14 protein-coding genes are annotated in these 22,687 nt (G+C 72.8%); 2 read left to right on the forward strand and 12 right to left on the reverse strand.

Annotated features, from left to right (window positions below):
- Positions 1 to 40: 40 nt before the first annotated feature.
- Genes ACZ55U_RS21600 through ACZ55U_RS21610 form a run of 3 tightly spaced genes read right to left on the reverse strand, consistent with a single transcriptional unit; the run spans position 41 to position 5,485 of the window.
- Complete coding sequence (locus ACZ55U_RS21600) at positions 41 to 2,020, reverse strand: TOMM precursor leader peptide-binding protein (protein WP_465527882.1); 1,980 nt, start codon at positions 2,018 to 2,020, stop codon at positions 41 to 43.
- Positions 2,013 to 4,325 carry a TOMM precursor leader peptide-binding protein gene (locus ACZ55U_RS21605; RefSeq protein WP_465527884.1) on the reverse strand — a complete coding sequence of 771 codons (2,313 nt, stop codon included), beginning with the start codon at positions 4,323 to 4,325 and terminating at the stop codon, positions 2,013 to 2,015. The genes ACZ55U_RS21600 and ACZ55U_RS21605 overlap by 8 nt, the downstream gene beginning before the upstream one ends.
- 5 nt (positions 4,326 to 4,330) lie before the next feature.
- Positions 4,331 to 5,485 carry an AfsR/SARP family transcriptional regulator gene (locus tag ACZ55U_RS21610; RefSeq protein ID WP_465527886.1) on the reverse strand — a complete coding sequence of 385 codons (1,155 nt, stop codon included), beginning with the start codon at positions 5,483 to 5,485 and terminating at the stop codon, positions 4,331 to 4,333.
- Between the two features lie 730 nt (positions 5,486 to 6,215).
- Between ACZ55U_RS21610 and ACZ55U_RS21615 the strand changes: the two genes are divergently transcribed.
- The gene (locus ACZ55U_RS21615) at positions 6,216 to 7,343 is read left to right on the forward strand and encodes an NADH:flavin oxidoreductase (RefSeq protein ID WP_465527888.1); all 1,128 of its coding nucleotides are present in this window, start codon (positions 6,216 to 6,218) and stop codon (positions 7,341 to 7,343) included.
- Positions 7,344 to 7,598: 255 nt separating this feature from the next.
- Here ACZ55U_RS21615 and ACZ55U_RS21620 read toward each other — a convergent pair whose 3' ends face one another.
- The 8 genes from ACZ55U_RS21620 to ACZ55U_RS21655 form a co-directional block, all read right to left on the reverse strand.
- Positions 7,599 to 8,825 carry a TIGR02679 family protein gene (locus tag ACZ55U_RS21620; protein WP_465527890.1) on the reverse strand — a complete coding sequence of 409 codons (1,227 nt, stop codon included), beginning with the start codon at positions 8,823 to 8,825 and terminating at the stop codon, positions 7,599 to 7,601.
- On the reverse strand, positions 8,822 to 12,919 hold the full coding sequence (locus tag ACZ55U_RS21625) for a TIGR02680 family protein (RefSeq protein WP_465527892.1): 4,098 nt from the start codon (positions 12,917 to 12,919) through the stop codon (positions 8,822 to 8,824). The genes ACZ55U_RS21620 and ACZ55U_RS21625 overlap by 4 nt, the downstream gene beginning before the upstream one ends.
- A gap of 16 nt (positions 12,920 to 12,935) precedes the next feature.
- Positions 12,936 to 14,150: a TIGR02678 family protein gene (locus ACZ55U_RS21630; RefSeq protein ID WP_465527894.1), complete on the reverse strand. Its 1,215-nt coding sequence runs from the start codon at positions 14,148 to 14,150 to the stop codon at positions 12,936 to 12,938.
- Positions 14,147 to 15,649 (reverse strand): TIGR02677 family protein, encoded by a 1,503-nt coding sequence (locus tag ACZ55U_RS21635; protein WP_465527896.1) that lies wholly within the window; start codon positions 15,647 to 15,649, stop codon positions 14,147 to 14,149. The genes ACZ55U_RS21630 and ACZ55U_RS21635 overlap by 4 nt, the downstream gene beginning before the upstream one ends.
- 91 nt (positions 15,650 to 15,740) lie before the next feature.
- Positions 15,741 to 17,099, reverse strand: coding sequence for an AAA family ATPase (locus ACZ55U_RS21640; RefSeq protein WP_465528019.1), 1,359 nt, complete (start codon positions 17,097 to 17,099; stop codon positions 15,741 to 15,743).
- Positions 17,100 to 17,125: 26 nt separating this feature from the next.
- Positions 17,126 to 18,625, reverse strand: coding sequence for a hypothetical protein (locus tag ACZ55U_RS21645; protein ID WP_465527898.1), 1,500 nt, complete (start codon positions 18,623 to 18,625; stop codon positions 17,126 to 17,128).
- Positions 18,622 to 19,677 carry a hypothetical protein gene (locus ACZ55U_RS21650; RefSeq protein WP_465527900.1) on the reverse strand — a complete coding sequence of 352 codons (1,056 nt, stop codon included), beginning with the start codon at positions 19,675 to 19,677 and terminating at the stop codon, positions 18,622 to 18,624. Before ACZ55U_RS21650 ends, ACZ55U_RS21645 begins: the two co-directional genes overlap by 4 nt.
- Positions 19,678 to 19,806: 129 nt before the next feature.
- Positions 19,807 to 20,664, reverse strand: coding sequence for a hypothetical protein (locus ACZ55U_RS21655; RefSeq protein ID WP_465527902.1), 858 nt, complete (start codon positions 20,662 to 20,664; stop codon positions 19,807 to 19,809).
- A gap of 272 nt (positions 20,665 to 20,936) precedes the next feature.
- Between ACZ55U_RS21655 and ACZ55U_RS21660 the strand changes: the two genes are divergently transcribed.
- Positions 20,937 to 21,158, forward strand: coding sequence for a hypothetical protein (locus ACZ55U_RS21660; RefSeq protein WP_465527904.1), 222 nt, complete (start codon positions 20,937 to 20,939; stop codon positions 21,156 to 21,158).
- A 94-nt stretch (positions 21,159 to 21,252) separates the two neighbouring features.
- On the opposite strand, the gene ACZ55U_RS21665 is transcribed toward ACZ55U_RS21660, so the two are convergent.
- On the reverse strand, positions 21,253 to 22,593 hold the full coding sequence (locus ACZ55U_RS21665; protein WP_465527906.1) for a GH1 family beta-glucosidase: 1,341 nt from the start codon (positions 22,591 to 22,593) through the stop codon (positions 21,253 to 21,255).
- Positions 22,594 to 22,687: the final 94 nt, after the last annotated feature.

The following is a 22,687-nucleotide window of genomic DNA, read 5'->3' on the forward strand; positions in this document are numbered from 1 at the left end:
CCGGCGGCCGATGGTCGCCGGTGCCCGGGCAGGGCGGGGCTCAGGGGAAGGGGTGCGGGGCGGGGTTGAGATCCTCGGCCCGCAGGTCGTGCTCGCGCAGTCCGGCCTCGCGCGGCGCGGTCCGCAACCGGGGCATGGTCAGCGCCCGTTGGCGCCGCCAGCCGAAGTCGATCGGCAGCAGCCCGGGGACCAGCACCGAGGCGGTGTGCAGGCCCGAGGCGCGCTGCTCGGGCATGGTCTGGTCGACCACGACGACGTCGAAGCCGGCCGCCGCCACCGCGTCCACGCAGCGCCGCAGGTCCTCCCGGAGGTCGTCGCCGGGAGCGAGCGACCCCTCGGCGAGCCGTCCCGGCGGGGCCGGTTCGCGCTCCGCCCCCGGCGGGACGTCGGCCTTCAGCAGGAAGTCGGCGTAGGGCGCCATCTCGGGCAGCCCGTACAGCAGCGGGTGGTCGTGCAGCACCCGCACCCGGTCGAAGTCCTCGGCCATCGCCCGCAGTCTGCGCTCCTCCCGGGCCGTGCGGCTGCGCAGGTTGACGGCGTCGGTGGCGATCTCGCACAGGCCGGCCCAGAGCGCCGCCTCCGGGTCCAGGCTCGCGCCCGCCCCGAAGCAGAGCCGGCCCGGCCCGCCGTCGATCCGCTCGGCGACGGCGGTCACCACCGGGATCGGGAAGGTGATCCGGGTGTCGAAGAACCGGGCCCGGTAGCCGTACATCTCCAACCGGTCCACCATCGCCCTGGTCTGCGGCCTGGTGCTGCTCCTGCCGTCCAGTTCGGGCAGGGCGAGCCGGCCGTACCAGGCGAGCAGGAAGGCGTCCCGCTCGACCGCCTCCATCAGCCCGAAGTAGATCGCCTCCTCCAGGCAGCCGCCGGAGGCGCAGCCGTTGGAGCTCTCCTGGACGAAGCGGTTCTCGACCCCGCCGGGCGCGTGGTAGTAGGCCAGGATCTCCGGCACCAGCAGCGGGCGCCGGTCGCGCAGCGACCACCCCCAGACCCACGGGATCGGCCGGCTCGGCGAGAACGGGCGCACCCCGCTCGCGCGGTGGAACTCCTCCGGGTAGAGGCCGCAGACCCGGGGGTCGAGCGCCTGGTCCCCGAGGTCGTCGAAGGCCGCGACCACCGTGGTCCGCTTGCCGCGCGCCCGCATCCCGGCAAACCGCTCCAGCCCCTCCAGGAGGCCGACCTCGGTGCTGGACCGGTAGGCCGGGGTGTGGCCGCCCCAGAAGCACTCCCGCAGGTAGTCGCCGGAGCGCATGGTGAAGCAGCCGACCGTGGACGAGGTGGAGGCGGAGACCAGATCGGGGACCACCGAGGGGCCGAGCATCCCGGCCACCGGATTGACGAACGCGGGCAGCGACAGCCGGTACTCCTCGACGGCGCGCAGCCGGAAGTCCTCGGGCGAGCGCTTCGGGCGGCTCACCGGCTCGATCCGGGCGGCCTCGGCACTGTCCTCGACGGGCCGCCCGCACCGGGGGCACTCGGCGTCGGCGAGCAGTGGGAAGCCGCTGACGTGCAGTGTCTCCAGGTCGAGCAGGTGGACGGTGGGGCGGTCACCGCTGCCGGCCGGGCGGCGCTCCGCGAGGACCGCCCGGGCCGCGAGCAGCGCCGCGAGCGCGTCGGTGAGGAACGGCACCGCCCACGGCGGGCTGCCCGCCGCCCTGGTGTCGCCGCCCAGTTCGAGCGCGTCGCGCAGCGGGCCGGAGCGGACGGCCTGCCAGCGCCGGGCGAGGCAGCGCGGGCAGGGCCGGGGCGCACCGCCGTCGGCGGGTGGGGCGTCCGGCCCCACGACCGCGTGGTGGCCGTAGACGCGCACGGGCACCGGCCACCGCACGCCGGGCCGGGCGCCGTCCTCGTCCACCGTGAGTTCGTCGCGGGATCCGAGCATCGCCAGTTGGGCCGAAGCGATTTGACGTTCCGTCAATGCGCGCGCCAGATCCTCGAAGAAGTCGCGCCAAGGCCCGGCGTACGCCACACCCGCCGGCGCACCGGTGCCGGGCGGGCGACTCAGGACGGCCTCAGGCATGAGAAGTCCCGTCCGTGAGCAGCACCTTGACCACCTCGATCCGGCCGGCCCGCAGGTCGGCCGGGCCGCACGGGGCCGTCAGGACGTCCCGGCCTGCGGCACGGAGCCGCTCCAGTACCCGCGCCCAGTCGAGGTCGTCGCCGAGCATGGCCTCGGCCTTGTCGACGGGCGTCAGAACGGCCGGGTCCAGTTCGCCGATCAGCGGATCACCACCGTAGGCACCGTCCTCACCCGCCGGATCACCGTCGTAGGAACCGTCCTCGCGGGCCGGGTCGCGGTCGAGCTGCACCGCACCGAGCAGGTCAAGGACCGCCTCCAGCACGGCGCCCCGCAGGCCGAGGCCGCTGCCGAGCGCCCAGCGGTACCGGTCCGCGCCGGGGTCGACCGCCCTGGCCAGCACCACCGGAATCGGCTCCTCGGCGCCACCGAGCCGCAGCAGCTCCAGCTCCAGGCCCTGGTTGCGGGCCGAGCGGGCGAGGAAGGTGAGCTGCACGTCCTGGTCGAGCGCCTCCAGCGGTACGGCGACCGGCGCGAGCCGCCCGCGCAAGGCCCGGCACAGCGCGTCGTACCCGAGCGCCGTACGCAGACCGCGCGCGGCCGCCTCGGCGAGCGTGCCGCCGGCGCCGGTTCCGGCGGAGGTGGCCTCGAAGGCCCGGTCCCGGTTGTACAGTCCGAAGGTGCGCAGCGCGGCGGTGGGGACGAGCACCCGATCGCCCGTCAGCAGCGAGGTGGCGGGGCTCCAGTCGCGGACGGTGTCCAGCGGCACCCCGCTGGCGGTGCTCAGCGACTCCGGGCGCACCCGGGCGAGTTCCGCGCCGCCCCCGCCCGCCGAGGCGGGCGGGACCACGTGCTCGACGTAGACCTCGGCGGCCCGGTACAGGGCGCGCAGCCGCGCCCCCGCCACGTGGTGCACGTCGGCGGCGGAGATCTCCCGTCGCCGGCCGGGAGCCAGGTGCAGGCTCACGGTGCCGAGCTTCAGCGGGGTCTGCCGCCAGGCGTCGTCGGCGTAGCCGGCGAACACCCCGGCGTACGGGCCGACCAGCACGGCGCGGGCGTCCAGCTCGGCCAGGGCCGCTTCGGACGCGTCCTGTTCGGAGGGCTGGTGTTCCGCGGGCTCGGGCCCGGCGAGGGCGTCGGCGGTGAGGTCCGTCGTGCTCCCGTCCGTCGCGGTGGCGTCCGCCGTGCTCCCGTCCGTCGCGGTGGCGTCCGTCGCGGTCCCGTCCGTCGCGGCGAGGTCGGTACAGCGCGGACACCGCGGGTGCGGCAGCAGCGGCTCACCGACGACGTCCAGCGAGTCCATGTCCTGCACCAGCAACCGTCCGTCGGTCTCGGCGGGCAGCGCGCCGGTGGCGAGCCGGAACACCTCGTAGCCGAGCAGGTTCCCGAGCATCGCGGCGAGCGGCCCGTACGGCTCCCGGCCGTCGGCGGCCAGCGGCGCCAGGGGCGCGAGGCCGCTCCACAGCTCGGCCGCGTCGCCGGGCCGTCCGGCCGCGCCGAGGCGCAGCGTCGCGCACACCCAGCATCCGGCGCGGTCGGCGGACATCAGCGGGCCGATCACCGCGTTGCCGCCGATCGTCCAGGCGGGCAGCAGCAGCCGGCCGGGCGGGATGCCCTCCTCCAGCAGTCGGCTGATCCGCCGGGTTCCGGCCGGGCCGGTCACCAGCACCACGTCGAACCCGTCCAGCTCCGCCCACGTCGGGCCACCGGAGGCGGCGGCATCCGTCGCCAGGGTGGTGACCGTCACCGGGCAGCCGGCCTTGGCGAGTTCGGCGGCCTCCGCCTCGACTTCGGCGAAGCCGGCCGGCTCGGCCGGGGCCGGCAGCACGCCGACCGTGGCGCAGCCGTTGCGCACCAGGCTGAGCGCGCTCCACCGGGCGAGTTCGCCGTCGCCGAGGACGGCGACCCTGGTCTCCCGGAACCGGTGGAAGCGCTCCTCGGCGCCGCCCACGTAGTGGTCGACGTACTCGATCTGCGGGCCGAACCGGGCGGTGACCTCGGGTGCGAGCGGCGAGGGCCCCTCGGGATCGGGTCCGGCGTCACGGGCGAAGCCGCGGGCGTACAGGGTGCGGACCAGCTCGGTGAGCATGGCGCGGTGGTGCTCGCCGAATCCCTCGCTGATCCGGGCCACGGTGTGGCGCCCGTTCAGATGCGGCACGATCAGCGAGGCGAAGCGGTAGGCGTCCTTCGCGGTGAGGCTGAAGCCGCCGTGGGCGTTGTGGAACAGCACCCCCTCGGGGGTCCGGGTGTAGAGCACGTCGCGGCGGATCCGTGGACGGCTGTCGGCGATCTCCTCGTACGGGGGCATGTCCCTCACACCTCAGTGGTACGCAACGGGGCGGCTGGCTGCCGCGCGGATGGGAGCGGATCGGTGCCGGCGGCCGGCGGCGCCGGGCCCGGCCCGTCCGGGGAGCGGGCCCAACTGCCGGCCGCCGCGAGGGTGAAGGCCCGGAGCAGCTCGTGCACCCGGTACTGGCCGTTCGGGCCCTCCTGGAGCAGCCCGGCCTGGACCAGGCTCGCCAGGACGACTTCTCCGGTGGCGGATCCGGCGATCGCCCCCGCTGCCGAGGGCCGGGCGGTGCCGGCTCCTCGCCCGGACGCCGCCGCCACTGCCGCTGCCGGTGCCGGTGCCGGTGCCGGTGCCGGTGCCGACCGGGACGGCGATCCGGCGGCGGCCGATGGGGAGGGGTCCTCCGCTGTCAGTGACTTGCCGCGCAACACGGCTAGTTCGAGGCGTTGCAGCGACGGTCCCGGATCGACGCCGAGTTCGTCGTGCAGGTGGTCGCGGACCCGCCGGTACTCGGCGAGGGCGTCGGCGCGCCGGCCGGTGCGGTACAGCGCCTCGATGAGCTGTTCCCAGAACCGTTCGTGGGCCGGGTGCGATCTGGCCAACGACCAGAGCTCGGCCAGGACTTCGCGACATCGGCCGAGCGCGAGCTCGATGTCGTAGACCCGCTCGACGGTCCGCAGCCACTCCTCCGACAGCCGCGGCACCTCCTCGCGGTGCAGGACGTCGGAGTGCACATTGCCCAGAACCGGCGGCTGCCACAGGTCCAACGCGGCGCGCAGCAGGGCGAGTTCGGCGACGGGATCGGTGGTTCGGCCGGCCCGGTCGAGCAACCCCCGGAACTCCAGCAGGTCGAGGGTGCGCTCATCGACGCCCATCCGGTAACCGCCCGGCAGCGCCTCGATGGTGCTGCCGGAGATGCCGTACTTGGCGAAGAGCCGCCGCAGCCTCAGCACGCAGGAGTGCAGTGCCGCCTTGGCCGTGGCCGGGATCTCCTCGCCCCAGATCGCCCGCTGGAGCGACTCCACCGGGACGACGGCGTTGGGGCGGGTCAGCAGTGCCGCCAGCAGCGAGGCCGGCTTGGAGGGCTGGAGCACCGCGGTCTCCCGGTGGTCCGCGATGGCGAGCAGCCCGAGCACCGTGAACCTGGCGCCGCCGCCCTGTCCGACCTCCGCTGCCATGCCCACCCCGCCCCCCGTCGACCACCGCGTCCGGGCACGCCGAAGGCGCACCGACGAAGAATTGACACCGACCCTGACCAGCCCTGCGATGACACGATCCGCCCGCTCGGCACACGCTCCGCCGGGGGCCACCCGTTTTGACAGGGCCAGACCGTATGGGCTGATGTCCGATCAAGTCAATGATCCTGCACGGCTTACAGCAAGTTTTCATGACTTGCGGGTAACCAACCGGGCGAGAAGGCGCGCCCGACCGCGAACGGACCGGCGCGCTCGGCGCTACAGCGGCCGTCCACCCCCCTGCGGCACCGGCCGTCCGCACACCACCGGAGCCCCGCCGGGCCGCCGTGCGCCGGACGGAGGCAGCCGTCCGGTGCGGCGCGCACGCCCGCCCCACCGCACCGCGCGGTGCCGCGTGGCCGGTCGCACGGTGCGGTGGGGACGCGGAAGCGGGCCGTATCCGAGGGCCGTCGTCCTGACCGAGAACAGCCCATGGTGGCCCCCGGCCGACCACCGCGCCAGGCCCGTGCGCCCACCGACCGACGAGCGGCCGCGAAGAGGCGCACTCCTCGGCCCCGCCGACCCGCCTGCCCCCGGCCCCCCGGCGGCGCCGCCGTGGCCTGGATCACAGCGGTCCCCGCCCGGCCGGCGAAATGCGGCGGCCGACGGGGTGGTTGGTACGGGCAACCACTTCCGTTCCGGTGCACACCACCGCTTCCCGCGAGGAACCCCCATGACCGGCACCGAGCCCGCAGCCTCCCGCGCGGCCGAGATCCTCTCCCGTCCCGTCATCATCAACGGGCTGACCGTGCCCAACCGCATCGCCATGGCGCCGATGACGCGCAGGTTCTCCCCCGGCGGCGTGCCCGGCGAGGACGTGCGCTCCTACTACGCCCGCCGCGCCGCCTCGGGCGTCGGCCTGATCGTCACCGAGGGAACGTACGTCGGCCACGAATCCGCCGGCCAGGCCGACGACATCCCGCGCTTCCACGGCGAGGAGCAGCTGGCCGGGTGGGCCCGCGTCGCCGAGGACGTCCACGCGGCGGGCGGCACCATCGTGCCGCAGCTGTGGCACATCGGCATGGAGCGCAGGCAGGGCGACCCGCCGTTCGCCGACGCCCCCGCCATCGGCCCGTCCGGCATCCGGCTGGACGGCACCGAAGGCACCGGCCGGGCGATGACCCGGGCCGACCTCGACGCCGTCACCGGCGCCTTCGTCGAGGCCGCCGCGGCGGCCGAGCGGATCGGCTTCGACGGGGTCGAACTGCACGGCGCCCACGGCTACCTGCTCGACCAGTTCCTGTGGGCCGGCACCAACCGCCGCACCGACGCCTACGGAGGCAGCCCGGTCGCCCGGACGAAGTTCGCCGCCGAACTGGTCGCCGCGATACGCGAGGCCGTCTCCCCGGAGTTCCCGGTGATCTTCCGCTACTCGCAGTGGAAGTCGGGGAACTACGACGCCCGCCTGGCCGAGACCCCTCAGGAACTGGAGGCGGTCCTCACCCCGCTCGCCGAGGCCGGCGTCGACGCCTTCCACGCCTCGACCCGCCGCTACTGGATCCCCGAGTTCGACGGCTCCGACCTCAACCTGGCCGGGTGGAGCAAGAAGCTCACGGGCCGCCCCACCATCACCGTCGGATCGGTCGGCCTCGACGGCGACTTCGTCCGTGCCTTCGCGGGAGAGGGTGCGCCGGTCCAGGGCATCGACGACCTGCTCGACCGGCTGGAGCGCGACGAGTTCGACCTGGTGGCCGTCGGCCGCGCCCTCCTCCAGGACCCGCACTGGGCCGCCAAGGTCCTCACGGGCCGCTTCGCCGACCTCCACCCCTACGACGCCGCCGCGGTCCGCACGCTGAGCTGACCCAGCCCGAGGGCCCGGCGGCCGGCTCCAGCGAAGCCGCCGCCGGGCCCTCGACCGGTTCCTCATGCAGCCCGGGACCGGCGCTCGGGGCGTGCGGGTGAACCCGTGCCGGAAGAGCGGCCCGCAGCCGGCCGGCCTCCCCGGGGAGGCACCAGGCGTACGAGGCCTTCGGGGTGCGGCGCTGGGTCTCGAAGCCGACGTGGACGAGGCCGAAGCGCTGGTGGTAGCCCTCAGTCCGCCGAACAGGCTGTCATTCTATTCGTGTCGATGATCTGCCAGGTCGTCGAGGAGCAGGTCGGCGACCACCTCCTCCACCACTGTGATGCGCAGTTCAGCCATGGAGTCGACGAGCGCCCGGTCCCAAGGAGCGGCGGTGAGACGACCCGGATCGGGGCCCAAGGGAACCCGGGGCGCGACAGCGCGATAGTCAGCGGCTGTCATCCGCCAGGGGACGGCTCCGGTCTTGGCGAGGACGTGGGCCGCGATGCGGATGCCCTCGCCGTCGAAGTCTCCGTGGTAACGCAGGGAGGCGCCGTCGTCGGCGAGTCGACGCAGCAGGTGGATCACGGCGGTGTTGGGCCAGCCGGAGGTGCAGACCAGTGGCGGGCAGCGATGCCCGAAGCGGCGCAGGGCCAGGGCGAGCACGCTGGGGTTCTCGGTGATGTGCACTGGCCCCGCAGGGCCGGTGCAGTCACCGGGCGTGCGGAGTTGGGCGAGGGTGAGGCTGACGGGATGACCGGAGTCGGCGCAGATGCGGGAGACCCGCGCTACCGGGCCGTCGCCGTCGAAGCGCAGACCGGCGGCGAGCACGGTGGCGGAGAGCTGATCGTCGGCCACGCCGGCCCGGCTCCAGAGCACTCGCCGGGCCTCGGCGCTGTCCGGCAGGTCGGTGCCGTACAGCGCTGCCAGGGCGCGCAGGACGAAGTTGGACAGCCGCGTCCCGTCGTCGAGGGCGTGCGAGTCTCCGTCGAGGAGGCGGGCGGCGAGGACCGGTAGTGGCTCGCCGTCGGCAGGAAGTGCGGCGAGGACGGTCAGCGTGGCTCTCAGCAGGGCCCGGGCCCGATCAGGTGAGCCGTCGACGAGACCGTTGGTCCGCAGGTGGCCGACCCATTCCAGGAGAGCGGGCTGGGCAGTGACCACGTCGTGACCGGCCAACCAGTCCCACAGGGCGTCGCGTTGGCTTGCCTTGCGTCTGCGCTCAGCGGCCCGGTCGTGGATCGGGCCGAGGATCGCGGTCACGGTGTCCCGTACGGGCCGGCCACAGGCGTCCAGCACGGCACCATTGAGTTCGGCGAGGGAAATCGTCGGCTCGGTATCGGGAAGCCGGTCGAGTCCGAGAAGGTCGGCCAGCGCCTCCCGGCCTGCGTCGTCGAGTGGTCCTGATCGAACCCGGCTGACAGGGCGGCCGGTCGAAAGACGGTCGTGCACGGCCGACCACAGAGGTCGAAGCTCAGGGAGGTCGAGAGGGTGGCGGTCCGTCATGCCGGTTCCTCCGCGTCGGCCTCGTCGGGTAGCAGGTCGGTGCCCGTCCAGGTGAATCGGGCGCTGGTGACGGCATCATCGCCGTCACTGCCGGTGATCAGCTGGTGGACGGCGATCCCGGAGAGTTCCCGGTAGGTGCACCACTCGTGGTCGGAGGTGAGCACCAGGTCGAGGTCGAGCGCCGCGAGGAGGCCGAAGACCTGCCCGCGGTTGACGGTGTCGACGCCGACGAAGACCTCGTCGAGCAGGATCAGTCGCGGCGACTCCGGCACCGCCTCGTAGTGAGCCGCCACGGCGGCGAAGAGCGGCAGGTGGAGGGCAATGGCCTTCTCGCCGCCCGAGAGCGCGCCGTGGAGCTTCTTGGTGAGCAGCTGCCATCCGGAGCCGTTGGCGCGGTCCAGCTTGACGACGAACTGGTGCCAGGCCGTGTAGTCGAGGACCTCGGCGAGCTGCTCCTCCCAGGTCGCGGCCGTGTTGCGGGTCTTGGCCTCCTCGATGCGGCCCCGGAAGAAGGCGTGCAGGGCCTCGCGGTCGGCTTCGGTGATCCGCGCCGGGTCCTTGAGAAGCAGTTCGCGCGCCGTCCGGGTGCCGGCGGGCAGGTCGGGGTGGATCTGCCAGACCAGCCGGACTGCCACCCGCGAGGCGGTCCGCACCCGTTCGAGGTGGCCGTTCATCCGCTCGACGAGTTCGCCGGCCTGCCGGATCCGGGAGGCGAGGTGGCGGCGGGTGTCGCCGGTGAGGGTCCGGTCGAAGAGGCCTCGTTCGGCGGCGGTGATGTCATCCTGGCTGCGGTCGCGGTCACCGGTGAGAATCGTCAGGAGGCCGGTCGCACCGACCCGGATTCCGTCGACGGTGGCGGTGAGGACGTGGATGTCCTCCTCGGCTTCGAGTTCGAGGTCGGCCCGGCTGCTGAGGCTCTGGCGGGCCCGGTGGACAGCCTCGGACAGGCGGTTCAGCGCGTCGCCGAGGTTTCGGGTGCCGTGCGGCAGGTTAGGCCAGGTGGCAGCCGTCTCACGCGCCGCTTCGAGGGTGGCGCGAGTGCCGTCCGCGGAGGTGAGGGTGAGGTCGAGGCCCGCGTCCTCGGGGAATCCGAGGACACACAGGCGCCGAAAGCCCCGCGCTGCTTCGTTGCGGGCTGCCACGGCGTCGTCGCGCCGGGCCGCATCGTGGTTCATGGCGGTGCCCAGTGCGCCGATCCGGCCTTCGAGGTCGAGGAGTACCCGCGTACCGGCGTCGATCTCACGGCGGGTGCGGTCGAGCTCGGTGCGGAGGTCGCTGATCCGGGCCGCCACTTGGCGGTAGTCCTCCCCGACGGCGCTCTCGACGGCCCGGAGCGCGGACCGGAGCCCGCGGGCGGCCGACTCCGCGTCCTCGGCCTCGGCCAGGCTCTCGGCTGCCGCCGCGCGGGACGCTTCGGCGTGGCCGCGTGCGGTGTCCCAGGCCTGCCGGGCGGCCGTCCAGCCGAGGTGGACGTCGAGCCAGAGGTCGGCCCGCTCGCGCAGCGCGTCGACGGCCTCGGCCGTCGCGTCCAGGGCGGCGCGTTCCGTCGGCAGGGCGTGTTCGGCCGAGGCGGCGGCGAGCGCCCTCATCGCGTTCGCGACGGCGTCCTCCTGCCGCGCGAGCCGTTCAACGGCCTCGCGGACGGCGTCCTCGCGGGCGCCCACCTCGGACTCGGACCGTTCCCAGGCGCGCCTGGCCTGCGCCACCTCCCGATGGTGCGGGCGGGAGCGGAGGTCGGCAGCGAGGCGGGTCCGGCGGTCGGCGAGGGTGCGCAGCCGCGTCTCGAAGCCGGTGACGGCGGTGTCGGCCTCGGCCAGTTCGGCAGTGAGGTCGGCGATCCGTCGCTGCCTGGCCCGCTCCCTGGCCGCCGCGCCGATGTGGCTGGACTCGGTCTTGGTCCAGGAGCCGACCGCCGCCGCCAGCCGCCAGCTCCCGTCCGCCGCCACGGCGGCAGGATGGCCGGTCGGAAGTGTGCGGCCGTAGGCGATGCCGGCCAGCAGCCGCTGTACCTGACCGGGCGGCACCGGACAGTCGGGTTCCGGGGCGAGGACGTCGAGCAGCGACGGACCTGGTGCGGGCACGGCCGACGCCGGGTCCGCCAGGGTGTCGTGGCCGTCGACGGCGAGGCCGCCGTCGGGGGTCAGCCAGGCGTCGAGCAGGCCGGCTGCCTCCAGCGCCGCTTCGATGCCCGCCTGGTCGGCGGGCGGCACGTGCGGCCGGAAGGTCAGCAGTCGCCACAGCGGCGCTCCCGGCAGGACCGATCGGTCGGTGGTACGGGTCCGTGGCGGCACCGGTGGGAGGTCGACCGCGGCCGCGGTGCGTTCCAGTTCCCCGACGATGCCGTCACGCCGGGCGCGGGCGGTGTCCCAGCCCGCGCGGACGGTCGTCTCGTCGGCGGTGATGGAACTCTCCGCTGCCCGGGCGGCGGCCTCGACCAGCGCGAGGACCTCGGTCTCGACGGCGGCGCGGGACGCCAGTTCCTCGGTGTCGTCGATGGACAGCTCGGTGCAGTCGGCCGTCGCCCATCGGCGCAGCAGGTCGGCGTGGGCCTCGACGGCGATCTCGTAGGCGTGGGCGTGTGCCTCACGCCGCGTCGTCACGTCGGTCAGCCGTTCGCGGGCCGCGTCGAGGTGCTGCTCCGCCGTCGTCCGGTCGGCGACGCACCGCTCATGGCGTGCGACGACGTCGCGGACCTCACCGACCTGGCGGTGCCGCGAGGCGACCGCAGCGCGCAGGAGGCGGCGTGCGCGGTGCCCCTGCTCCTCCAGGTCCCCGGAGGGGCCGGGAGTGGTGTCGAGCAGTGTCTGCAGCTCGGCGCAGACGGACTCCATGGCGGCTCGCCGCGCCGCGCCCCGTGACTCCTCCCTGGCTGCCAGGGTGCGTTCGGCCCGCTGTTCGGAGCGCAGCCGCGCGTCGTCGGCATGCTCGGCGTCCTTGTGGGCCGCGCGGGCCTTCCGCGCGGCGGCGGCCCGAAGACGGTCGGCCGTCCTGGCGGCCTGGTCGGCCCGGCGGCGGAGCTGGTCGAGTTCCTGCCCCTGCCGGTAGGCCTCGGAGTCGCGCAGCCCCTCGATGGCGCCTTCGATCTCCTGTCGTCGGTGTTCGAGTTCCGCCTGCGCCGTCCTGCCGTCCGCCCGCCGCTGAAGGGCCGTGTCGTGCTCCTGCTGGCTTTCCCGGGCGATGCGGGTGAGGTTGTCCAGCTCGGTCGTCGCGGAGATGAGCGCCGCCGCCCCGGCGCGCAGGACGCGCTGGGCGTAGCCGCGTTGCTGGTTCGCGACGGCGGTGGCCGCGGCCACCTCATCGTCGAGCGTCTTCAGGTGCTCGCGCTGGCGGTCGAGGCGTTCGAAGCCCTCGGCCAGTTCGGCGATCTCTCCCTGGCCGAGCGGGGGCAGGGCCCGGGAGAGGAGGGAGGACAGGAGCGAGGGATCCAGGCGCTCGGAGAGCTTGGGGGTGCGGAGCTGGAGCAGTGCGGTGATCAGGGCGTCGTAGCGCTGCTCGCTCAGCCCCGGAAAGAGCGTGCTCCGGACCGTGGTGCGGTAGTCGGCGGGGGATCCGTGCACCTCGCCCCGGGCACGCAGGGCTTCGGCCAGGGCGGAGCGGGTGAGCGGCTGGCCCGCTTCGTTGACCAGGGAGAGGCCGCCGGGGCGGTCGATCCGCGCGACGGTGGTGAAGTAGTCGGCGGTGACATTGGTGGTGTGCACGCTGGCCTGAAGTCTGGCGCCGCAGGTGAAGCGGACCGGATCGCCGTCGTCGTCTCCGCCGTCGCGCACGAACTCCAGCCACACGTACCCGACCCGGGTCTTGCCCGGGGTGCCCTCCCCCATCAGGTTCCAGTGCATGGTGCGCTCGGAGCCGCCGAAGGTGGACAGCCGGTTGGGGCGCAGGCTCGCATCGAGCAGAAACGGCAGGAGCACCTCCAGTGCCTTCGACTTGCCCGTGCCGTTCTGCCCCCGCAGCAGCAGTCGGCCCTCGTGGAAGGTGAAGGTCTCGTCGTAGTAGCGCCAGACGTTGAGGATGCCCGCCCTGGCTGGCCGCCACCGCACCGCCGGGTCCGCGGTCTGGAACGCCGAGCGCTGCGGGAGCCGTGTCGTGGTCATCGGAAGCCTTCCCTGGTCAGGTCGCGGGGCCGTCGGCGACGGTGGTCCGGTAGCGGAACGCCGCGGGCCGCGGAACGGTGCGGTCGCCGATCCGGCGGACCAGGCCGAAGTCGCGGAGGACGCGGACGGCGTCGGCCCCGAGGCGCTCGGCGCCGTCCTCCGACTGGTAGCTCTTCGCCCACTGGGGGAAACGCCGCAGGAGGTCCTTCGCCTCGACGGTGAGCTGTTCCGGTGTCAGCCCATCGGGCGCGGATGTCAACGGGTCCAGCAGGAGCAGGGCGGCGACCCGGGCCGTCGCGGAGTCGTCCGGGAAGCGGCTGTCGGTGGCGATCCCCTCCGGGTCGACGAACAGCAGGCCGTCTGCCCGTTCCTCCAGCACGAAACCGCCCTGCTCGGCGGCCCGACGGACGATCTGGCGCCCGGTCGGCGAGGCGAGGTAGGTCAGTTCGTCGGCGGTGAGCTCGTCGTGGTGGAGCACGGGATCGTCGAGGAGCCGGCGCAGCACCGAGTGGCGCAGCCGGAGGTTGCGCTGCGCGTCGGAGGCCTCGGCACCGCCGTAGCGGCTCTCGCGCACGGTGCCCCGCAGGAGTTCCTCGAAGCGCAGCGGTACGTCCTCAGCCGGCACCGCCAGCCGGGACGGCCCGACCGGCGCGGCGAGCAGGCGCATCAGTACGGTGGCATCGACCCGGTAGAGCACCTTGGCCTTCGCAGAGTCGACGAAGCTCTCCGTGACGCCGTCCACGGTGAGGAGCACGCCGTAGCCCTCCAACAGTTTGAGGACGTCCACGAAGGCCATGCGCTCGGGCTTGCTCGCCGTGTCGAAGGGGGGCAGCGCCTCGTCGGTGGCGCAGGCCTGGACGACCCGGTCGGCGAGCAGGCCGACCGTCGTCACCGGGACGGGGAGCAGCTCGGCCGCCGCGACGCACAGCAGGGTGTAGCGGCGGCGGTCGAACGGGGCCTTGCCCGAGCGCGGTCGGCGGGCGGGGCGCGAGGCGTCGGGTACGGTACGGATCTTGAGCAGGCGTGCGTACCCCAGGCGCGGCTCCACCACCAGCTGCCAGCCGCAGTTGTAGTCGAACCACTTCGTCAACGGGTCCTGCCGGCGGCGGATCAGCTCGAAGGCCGGCCGGTCACCGCGCTCGGTGATCAGCGGACGGCCGAGCAGGAGCCGGATGCCTCGGGCGACGTCCTGCCGTTCGGCCAGGACCAGTTGGTTCGCCAGGGTGCTCATCCCGCCGCCTCCACGATCGTCGCGGGGCTACGGATCTCCAGCACGTAGTCAGGCCCCTCCAGCGTCCCTCGCGGCGTCCGCAGAACGGCTCGCCCGCCGTCGGGCAACGCCCGGAGCACGATCTCGACGCGGCCGTCAGAGGTGACCGCCCGACGCGCTCCGTCGGCGTCCGGTCGTGCGGCCAGAGCCCGGCCGAGGAGATCGAGCAGTCGCTCGAAGACGGTGTGGTCCAGTGTGCCGAAGCCGGAGAGCCGCACCGGCCCTTCGGTGCCCAGGACGTCCCAGGCCGCTTCGAGCTCGGCGCGCTCCTTGCGGGCCCGCTCGGTCCGGGCCGCCTTGATCCCGCCGATGTCGCGCACCTTCCCGGTACGGGTGAACCGCTCGGTGCGACCGCTGGTGCGCAGCAGCGCCGACACCTCCACCGGCGGAGCCTCGGCCCAGGTGGCCGACGATGGCACCAACTCCGGATCGGGGTGCGTGAGATGGGCGTGCCGAGCCGGGCCGAGGCCGAAGGCGGCCGACCACAGCCGGTGCAGGTCGTCCTCGCCGGGCGCCGCGGCGAACCAGCGGGCCAGTTCGCGGAAGTCCTGGACGGCGCTGGAGGAGCGGCGCCGTGACTCCGTGATCCGGTCGAGGACCTGCAGGAGCGTCACGATCGCCCGCCGCGCCACGTCGTGAAGCTGCTCCACCCGGGGCCGCGCCCCGTCGGCCGGCCGGAACCAGGCGAGCAGTCCTTCCCAGCGTGCCCGGCGCCGCTCCAGCCACGCCGGCGCGGGATCGCCGTCGGCAGCCGGCGGCAGCTCGGCGCCCCGCAGTGCCCGCGCTTGCAACAGGCTCACTTCGCGCTGCTCGACCCGTTCCACGGCGGTGGCCACCGTCCGGCCTCGCTGGTCGAGGTTGACGAGGAACTCCTGGAGATAGGCCACCGTCGCGGCCTTCACCTCGCGGAAGGTCACCAGGTCCACGCCCTCGGCACGCAGCAGACGCTGCAACTCGCCGTTGAACGCCTTGGTGTTGGACAGCAGCGCTTCCAGGTGGCCCTCCAACTCCTGCAGCGTGGTGAAGACCCGACGGTCCGAGGACGTGGCGTCGCCCAGCAGGACGTACAGCTCGTCGAGCCGGTCCGTGATCGCCTCCAGCACCGCGGTCTGGAGCGCCCCCGTCGACGCGAGCACGGACAGGGCATGCTCGACCCCGGCGAACGCGGCCTCGCCGCGCCTGGTCAGCGAGTACTGGAGGTTGCGGCGCTCGTACTCCTCGGCGGTGCGGTAGTTCTCCGCGTGGTTCTGGACGACGTCCAGCAGCTGCCACTCCCTGAGCTTGAGCAGCGCGTCCTGCAGATCGTCGTCGTGGACGGCATCGAGCCAACCGACCGTCCGCAGCCTGGCGCGGACTTCGTCCAGCCCGAGCGCCGTCTCCAACCGCTCGTTGGCCGCACCGAAGGCCTGGAGGATCGCACCGTAGAGCTCGGCCTTCTCCCCCGTCGTGAACCGGAACATCTCCGCCGGCACCCTGCGCAACGACTTCACTCCCCTTGCCCCGGTGACGCCACAGTACGCGGACGCACCAACACTCGACCTCGACCGGTCCCTAATACAGCCTGGTCCGATGTGCTGGACTCTCCAGGTATGTCATGACGACCTGGTGGGCACGCCAACCGTCCGGGAACTTGGGCGGGACGTCCAGGTGGATCGGACTGCTCCGAGGATGCCGGTCGAGGAGGTCGGTGATGCCGGCGCGTGCCACCACGATGCAGGCGAACCGGTGCCGAGAGAGTAGGACGCACAGCCGGCCGGTCTCCATGTGGAAGGCAGAGGCGTCCGGACGTCCGGAGAGCGGGTGCCAGACCAGGGTCACGTCGAACTCCCTGCCCTGAAGCCGGTTGGCGGTGTCCACGGTGATCTCGGTGAGGCCCCGTTCCGCCAACCTGGCCCGCACCGCGTCCACCTGGATGGTCCGCGCGGCGCCGATGGCGATCCGCGCTTGTTCCAGCGGCTCCCCGTTCACCAGCGCGCCCCGTTCGAGTAGCCGGGAGGCGGTCGCGGCGAGCGCCTCGGCCATCTGGGGGTCGTGGTCGAGGGTGTGACGCCCCGGCAGTTCGAGGTAGCCCCACCCGGAGTCGGCGGCCTGGGCCAACACCGGGTCCTGCGACGTCGGCCGATGGGGCACGCTCCCGTAAGTCAGCACGCGGTCGCTCGCCGTGGTGCCCGATTCGAAGGGGTAGTACGGATAGAAGGCCTCCGCCACCAGCGGGGCGGCCATTGCGGGCAGTCGCCAGGAAATCGGCAGTTGGTGTCGCGACAGGGCGGGTTCGTGGGCGAGCGTGACATCGACGGCGTTGCGCAACGGATCCCAGCTGAGTCCCTGCCACCGGTCGGTGTCCACGGTCGCGAACGGGTCCAGCTGACCGGGATCACCGACGAACAGCACCTGGGAATCAGACGCGTCGAACAGCGGCGCAGCCGCGAGCAGTGCGTCCGAGCGCATCTGGTAGGCCTCGTCGATGATCGCCCACCGCCAGGTCCCGGACTTCTCCACGTCCACGTGCCTCCACTTGGCGGCCGTCGAGACCACGACCGGCAGGTGGCGCAGACCGTCGATTCTGGTGTCGCCGGAGACGTTGGGGTGCCGGGTGACGCGAGACGGCAGGCGGAAGTCGGTCTTGTGCAGTCGGCCCACCGAAAGCTCCGGATACTCCCGCGCGATGTTGTCCACCAGGTCGTCGACCTGCTCGTTGGTCTGCGCGACGATCATCACCTGGTGGCCGGCCCCGGTCAGGTGCCCGGTGGCGCGCTTCACCAGCGTGGACTTGCCGGCGCCCGGAGGGGAGTCCACCACTACGCCCCGCCCGGTGGGCCGGTCGAGGTCGGCCAGGATCCCGGCCACCGCACGGTCGGCCCGGACCGCGGGGCCCGTCACCCCGTCGACCGGGGTGCGGGCAGCGGGGATCGCAGCCGCCGCCGTGGTGGTGTCGTTCACGCCCATTCCTCCTCGGCGTCCTCGTCGGTCGGTTCGTAGGGCACCGGCGGGCCTCCGTGGGTCCACGGGGTGTTCTCCTCGGCGGGCAGTTTCGCCGGAATCGAGTCGACGCCGAGTGCCGTGTAGGTCACCGTCTCGCCGATCCCGGCGAGGGTGCCCTCTGGTGCGGGCGGCCTACGCTTGTTCGCGAAGCCGCCGGAGAGTTCGAGGGTCACCAGGTGGCCCCCCTCATGCGGGGTGAGGTCGATGATCTCGGCCGGCTGCCGCAGGCGGCCTGGCGACTTCACCTTGGTACCGACGGTGAGCCGCACCGCGCGCTCGGTGCGCACCGTGATCGTTGGACGCCAGACCGGGGTCCTCCGGCCGGGCTCGAACCGGTCCTCGTCCCGGGCGACGACCGTACCGCTGAACGCTTCTCCGCTCAGCTCGTACTCCGCCATCACCAGCGGGTCGTCATAGGCCCGCTGGGTCTGGTAGCGGGACGTGTCGTCCTCCAGCCTGCCCAGCCGCCGGGCCGCGCCCACCGCGCGGTCGCGCTTGCCCTGCGGGTGGCCGTGCTCCTCCAGATAGGCCGCGTAGTCGAAGAACGTTCGGCGGTCGTAGGTCCACCGTTCCTCGACGTGTCCCCCTTCGGGCAAGGTGCGCATTAGACCGACGCCCCGCCAGGCCAGGTCCCACGTAGGCCGCAGCTGCTCGTACAGGGCGCGGTCGATACGCTCGCCGAACCGCTCCCGCACCCGGCCTTCGGCCTCCGCATGACGGGTGAGGAGGTCATCGAGGACCGCGTCGAACCCGGCATCCGTGGTGGGTCCGGCAGGCGGCCAGATCAGCGGGTTCTCGGTCTCCCGCGCGGCTTCCGCCCCCGTACGGCCTTCGGGCGGATCGATCCAGGCGACCACGGCCGCCAGGTGGGAGTCCTCGGCGGAACTCTGGCCGGTCGCCCAGTGCGCGGTGAGCACCCGGCTGACGGCGAGCAAGGCGCTCGATCCCGGGAACTCCGCCCGCCCCTCGAACCATGTCAGCCACTTGCCGAGCTTCGGCACGTCCGGGTGAACGGCGTGCGGTCCGTCGGTGCTGCGCAGCCGGGTGAGTCGGCCGAGCCGGCGGAGGTAGGCGATGCCTTCACCGTTGGGGACGATCAGTTGGGGTGCGCGACGGGGCTGTTGGCACTCCTCCGCCTTCTCGCCCCTACCCAGGGTGTAGGTCTCGACCTCCGCCAAGCACCCCTCGAAGTAGGGCAGCAGCAGAGCGGCCAGCTCTTCCACGAAGCGGAACCGCTGGACCCGGTCCCTGGGCTGACGGACGGTCAGCAGAGTCGGGTGGTCCGGGTCGGTGCCCGCGAGTGCGGCCAGCGGCGCACAGGCCTCCCCGGCGAGCGTCAGTGGCACCAGGACGAACGGCTGGTCATCCAGATGGTGGTGCCGGACCGTGGCGAGGGGCTGGGCCCTGCCGGTCTGGGTCGCGCGGAGCGTCGCGACCGTGGCCAGCATGCTCATGCGGTCTCCTCGGTACGCGACCGGAACAGCCGGTCAGCGGTGATGAGCAGTTCGACGGTCTCGGCGTTCTCCTCGCCGGGCGACAGACCGCCGTTGAGGTAGGCAAGGGCCGTGTTGGTGGAGTCGATGCCCGCCAGGGCGTTCCGCACGGTGCTGCCCAGCCGGGCGGGGTATCCGTGGCTGTCGGCTTCGTCACGGCAGTGGTGGGCCATCTCGCAGAAGGACAGGCAGTCGGGGACGTAGGAGGCGGGCAGCTGCTCCACCGACTCGTGGAGCACCGCCGGGTCCCGGTCGATGTCAAGGGTCGCCGTCGCAGGAAGGCCGCGGGCCAGGTCCTCAGCGCGCCGCAGCCGGTTCAGCTGGAAGTCGAGGGCGGTGAGCTCCTGGCGCAGGTCGATCCTGCTGAGGCACGGCCGGTTGGTGAAGTCCTTGGGGCAGACCAGCAGAAAGGTACCGGCGACCTGTTCCGGATCCAGCCCCGCGGCCGTGAATGCGCGCCGTAGGGCCAGCACGTACACGGAGGCCTGCTTAGCGGTCTGGGCGACGGCGGTCGGATCGGCTTGGCCGTCGATCACGGGGAACGACCTGATCGCGACGACATGGAACCTGCCGTCGATCCGGTGGGTCAGGGCATCGGGTTCCAGGTAGGCGAGTCGGCCGGCCACCTCCATGGTGAGCACCGGACTCTGCAGGATCAACCGCTCCTCGTCCCCGGCGGCGATCCGCTCGATGACACCACGGGTCTCCCGCTCCCGGACTTCGAGCGAGGTGATCCCTCCGACCTCACCGAGGTCCTGGAGCTTTGCCTCGCCGACCGGTACGCCCAGGTCCTCCCGCAGCAGCCGGATCAGTTCGGCGTACGAGCCCCAGCGCACGGTGGCCTTGAAGGCCTCCTCCCGCGCTATGGCGAACGGTGACTGGCCGAAGCGCGGATCATGGCCCAACCGCCGGGCCAGAGCGGTCTTGTCGACCCCCGAGGCGTCCAGGACGGACCGCCGGGCACAGGCCGGATTCGCCGTCAGTGCGGTGATCTTACGAGCGGTGTACGCCAACGGTGGCCGGGCGCCGCGAAGTTGAGCCAACCGATCGGGCGGCTCGAGCGAGTGGGAAGGCATGGTCTCTCTTCGTTCCGGTGTGGCGCCGATCTCCTGAGGTTCCGATGCGAATGCGGGACCCCGCGTCTACAGGACCCCTCCCCCGCTACGGAGGGCGTTGTGGAGTTCCCTCGCGCCGAAAAGCTGCTGCACATCGCTGAGTTGTTCGCGTGCGCGGCGCGCGGCATCGATCCGCTCCCGGTTCGCCTCGTCCTGGTGGACCTCGGCCTCGGCGCGGGCGGCGGAGAGCACCCGTTCCGGGTCCGGCCGCGAGGACTCGCTGTGAGCACCCGGAATCGTGAGCGCGAAGCGGCGCAGTAGCCGCCATGCCGCCTCGGACGGCGGGTTACCCGCGTTGCCGAGGCGCTGGATCTGCTCGGCCGTCCCGATCGCGTGCCGAAGGAAGTCGGCACGCGGGCTGAGCGGAGTGATCAGGCGCTGCTCCAACGACCAGACCGAGACCGCCAGCAGCCCACGGGCCGCGGTCAGGCGATCATGGTTGATCGCGGCACAGATGTAGTAGGGGCGGGAGTAGCCCTGCACAGCGAAGGAACGCTCCTCGTCGCGACGCAGCGAGGCTAGCTTGGTGGCCACCAACGACTCGGAGAAGAAGGCCTCGTACACCGAGGAGATGAGCTTCGGCGAGGCGGGCGCACCGAGGATCGTCAACGACTGGTAGACCTGCTCGCGCACCGGGACAGCCCCACGGCCGGGCGCTCTGGGCGACCGTTGCTCGATCTGCTGCTCGACCCGCACCGGTGTCACGGCAGCAGCCCCCTGGACGGCGCCCTCCGCATCCAGTGCGGCTTCCCACTCCGCTTCAACCTCACGTAGTTCTTTGCGGATCCGCGCGCCGGCGGTCGAATCGCCGGCACGTCGCGACTCCCTCAGTCGGGCGCGCAGAATTGTGAGGCGCTGTTCGAGTTCCTCCACTGATGCGGCCATGCCCCCAGGCTAGTGCATCGCCCATCATTTTCCAAGGACAACCAAGGGGGCCCAAGAAAACCGTCCAAGCTTTTCCAAAGTCATGCGCTATCGTTGTCGTCAGGCACCGGTCGCTCCATGGCGGCGAGGCGGGGTGCCACCGCCGCAGGAGGAGAGGCATGGTCGAGGGCACGCGTGCACGGGGTACAGGTGGTCCCACGTCGACTGAATCGTCGAACCCGCTGGGCGGCAGCGCGCCCGGGCGTCCGTCCCGCTGGCTGGCCAGGACAGCCATGACCGTTACGACCGCGGGCCCGATGGCGGCGGGCTTCCAGGGCAAAACGACCATCGCCATCATCTCGGCCGCTCCGGGCTTGGTAGTTGGTCTGCTGTTCTTCCTCGGGGTGGTCTGCCCGGCCGTATGGTCGAGGAAGCCCCAGCGAAGGCGCGCAGCCCTCAATGCGATGAACGCGCTCATGGGCCGCGGCCCGGTGAACACACCCGAGCCGCAGTAAGCCGTGGGGGCAGGGAGAATGAGTGCTCTGACCCCACGAACCCACCAGCCCGGCCCCCGGGACGCCCGGGTCATTTCCTCGCCCTGACGACCGACTACCGCCGACGCCGGGCCCGGTGGGCGGCGATCAGGTCGCGGTACCAGGCGTACGAGGCCCTCGGGGTGCGGCGCTGGGTCTCGAAGTCGACGTGGACGAGGCCGAAGCGCTGGTGGTAGCCCTCGGCCCATTCGAAGTTGTCGAGCAGGGACCAGGTGTAGTAGCCGCGGATGTCGATGCCCTCGGCGGCGGCGCGGGCGAGGGCGTCGAGGTGGGCGGCGAGGTAGTCGATGCGGGGCTGGTCGGAGTCGGTGGACTCGGCGACGGAGCAGCCGTTCTCGGTGATGGTGACGGGCGGGAGGGCCTTGCCGTACGACTCCCGCAGGTGGAGGAGGAGTTGGGTGAGGGCTTCGGGGACGACGGGCCAGCCGAAGGCGGTGTGGGGGGCGTCGGGGATGTCGACGAGGTCGAAGGGGAGGCCGGGGGCGGTCGGGGCGGCGACGCGGGTGGGGTTGTAGAAGTTGAGGCCGAGGCCGTCCAGGCCGGGGGTGTGGATGAGGTCGAGGTCGCCGTCGCGCAGGGCGCCGTAGATGTCCTCGGGAACGCCGAGGGCGGAGAGGTCGGGGTAGCGGCCGAGGAGGACGGGGTCGGTGAACAGGCGGTTGTGGAGGGTGTCGTAGGCCGCCGCGGCGGCGAGGTCGGCGGGATCGGGAGAGGAGGGCTGGACCAGGGTGAGGTTGTTGGAGAGCATCGCCTCCAGGCCGCGCTCGTGCAGGACCGAGGCGGCCAGGCCGTGGGCGAGGAGCTGGTGGTGGGCGGCGGGCAGGGCCTCGAACATCAGGGCGCGGCCGGGGGCGTGGGTGCCCAGGGCGTAGCCGAAGACGGTGTGGACGAAGGGCTCGTTGAGGGTGATCCAGGCGGGGACGCGGTCGCCGAGGCGGTCGGTGACGATCGCGGCGTAGTCGGCGAAGCGGTACGCGGTGTCGCGGTCGAGCCAGCCGCCGAGGTCTTCGAGGGCCTGCGGGAGGTCCCAGTGGAAGAGGGTGGGCAGCGGGGTGATGCCCGCCTCCAGCAACGCGTCCACCAGGCGGTCGTAGAAGGCGAGTCCGGCGGGGTTCACCGGCCCCGCGCCGGTGGGCAGGACGCGGGGCCAGGCGATGGAGAAGCGGTAGCCGTCCAGCCCGAGGCCCTTCATCAGCTCGATGTCCTCGGGGTACCGGTGGTAGTGGTCGCAGGCCACCGCCCCCGTGTGCCCGTCCCGCACGGTGCCGGGCCGGGCGGTGAAGGTGTCCCAGACGGAGGGGCCGCGGCCGTCCTCCTCGACCGCCCCCTCGATCTGGTAGGCGGCGGTGGCGGCACCCCAGCGGAAGTCCGCCGGCAGGTCGAAGCGGTCCGGCATGGCAGCCTCCTGGCGAGAAACGTGAGGGTGTCTCATGTTAGTGACGCGACGCCGGAACGCCAGAGCCGTGCTCCGAGCCTGTCACTGCCAGTGG

Source organism: Kitasatospora sp. NPDC034533 (assembly GCF_055575155.1).

Excerpts from the sequence above, each read along its gene's own strand:
- ACZ55U_RS21600 (WP_465527882.1), bottom strand. The coding sequence starts at position 2,020 with ATGCCTGAGGCCGTCCTGAGTCGCCCGCCCGGCACCGGTGCGCCGGCG.
- ACZ55U_RS21605 (WP_465527884.1), bottom strand. The coding sequence starts at position 4,325 with ATGCCCCCGTACGAGGAGATCGCCGACAGCCGTCCACGGATCCGCCGC.
- ACZ55U_RS21610 (WP_465527886.1), bottom strand. The coding sequence starts at position 5,485 with ATGGCAGCGGAGGTCGGACAGGGCGGCGGCGCCAGGTTCACGGTGCTC.
- ACZ55U_RS21615 (WP_465527888.1), top strand. The coding sequence starts at position 6,216 with ATGACCGGCACCGAGCCCGCAGCCTCCCGCGCGGCCGAGATCCTCTCC.
- ACZ55U_RS21620 (WP_465527890.1), bottom strand. The coding sequence starts at position 8,825 with ATGACGGACCGCCACCCTCTCGACCTCCCTGAGCTTCGACCTCTGTGG.
- ACZ55U_RS21625 (WP_465527892.1), bottom strand. The coding sequence starts at position 12,919 with ATGACCACGACACGGCTCCCGCAGCGCTCGGCGTTCCAGACCGCGGAC.
- ACZ55U_RS21630 (WP_465527894.1), bottom strand. The coding sequence starts at position 14,150 with ATGAGCACCCTGGCGAACCAACTGGTCCTGGCCGAACGGCAGGACGTC.
- ACZ55U_RS21635 (WP_465527896.1), bottom strand. The coding sequence starts at position 15,649 with ATGTTCCGGTTCACGACGGGGGAGAAGGCCGAGCTCTACGGTGCGATC.
- ACZ55U_RS21645 (WP_465527898.1), bottom strand. The coding sequence starts at position 18,625 with ATGAGCATGCTGGCCACGGTCGCGACGCTCCGCGCGACCCAGACCGGC.
- ACZ55U_RS21655 (WP_465527902.1), bottom strand. The coding sequence starts at position 20,664 with ATGGCCGCATCAGTGGAGGAACTCGAACAGCGCCTCACAATTCTGCGC.
- ACZ55U_RS21660 (WP_465527904.1), top strand. The coding sequence starts at position 20,937 with ATGACCGTTACGACCGCGGGCCCGATGGCGGCGGGCTTCCAGGGCAAA.
- ACZ55U_RS21665 (WP_465527906.1), bottom strand. The coding sequence starts at position 22,593 with ATGCCGGACCGCTTCGACCTGCCGGCGGACTTCCGCTGGGGTGCCGCC.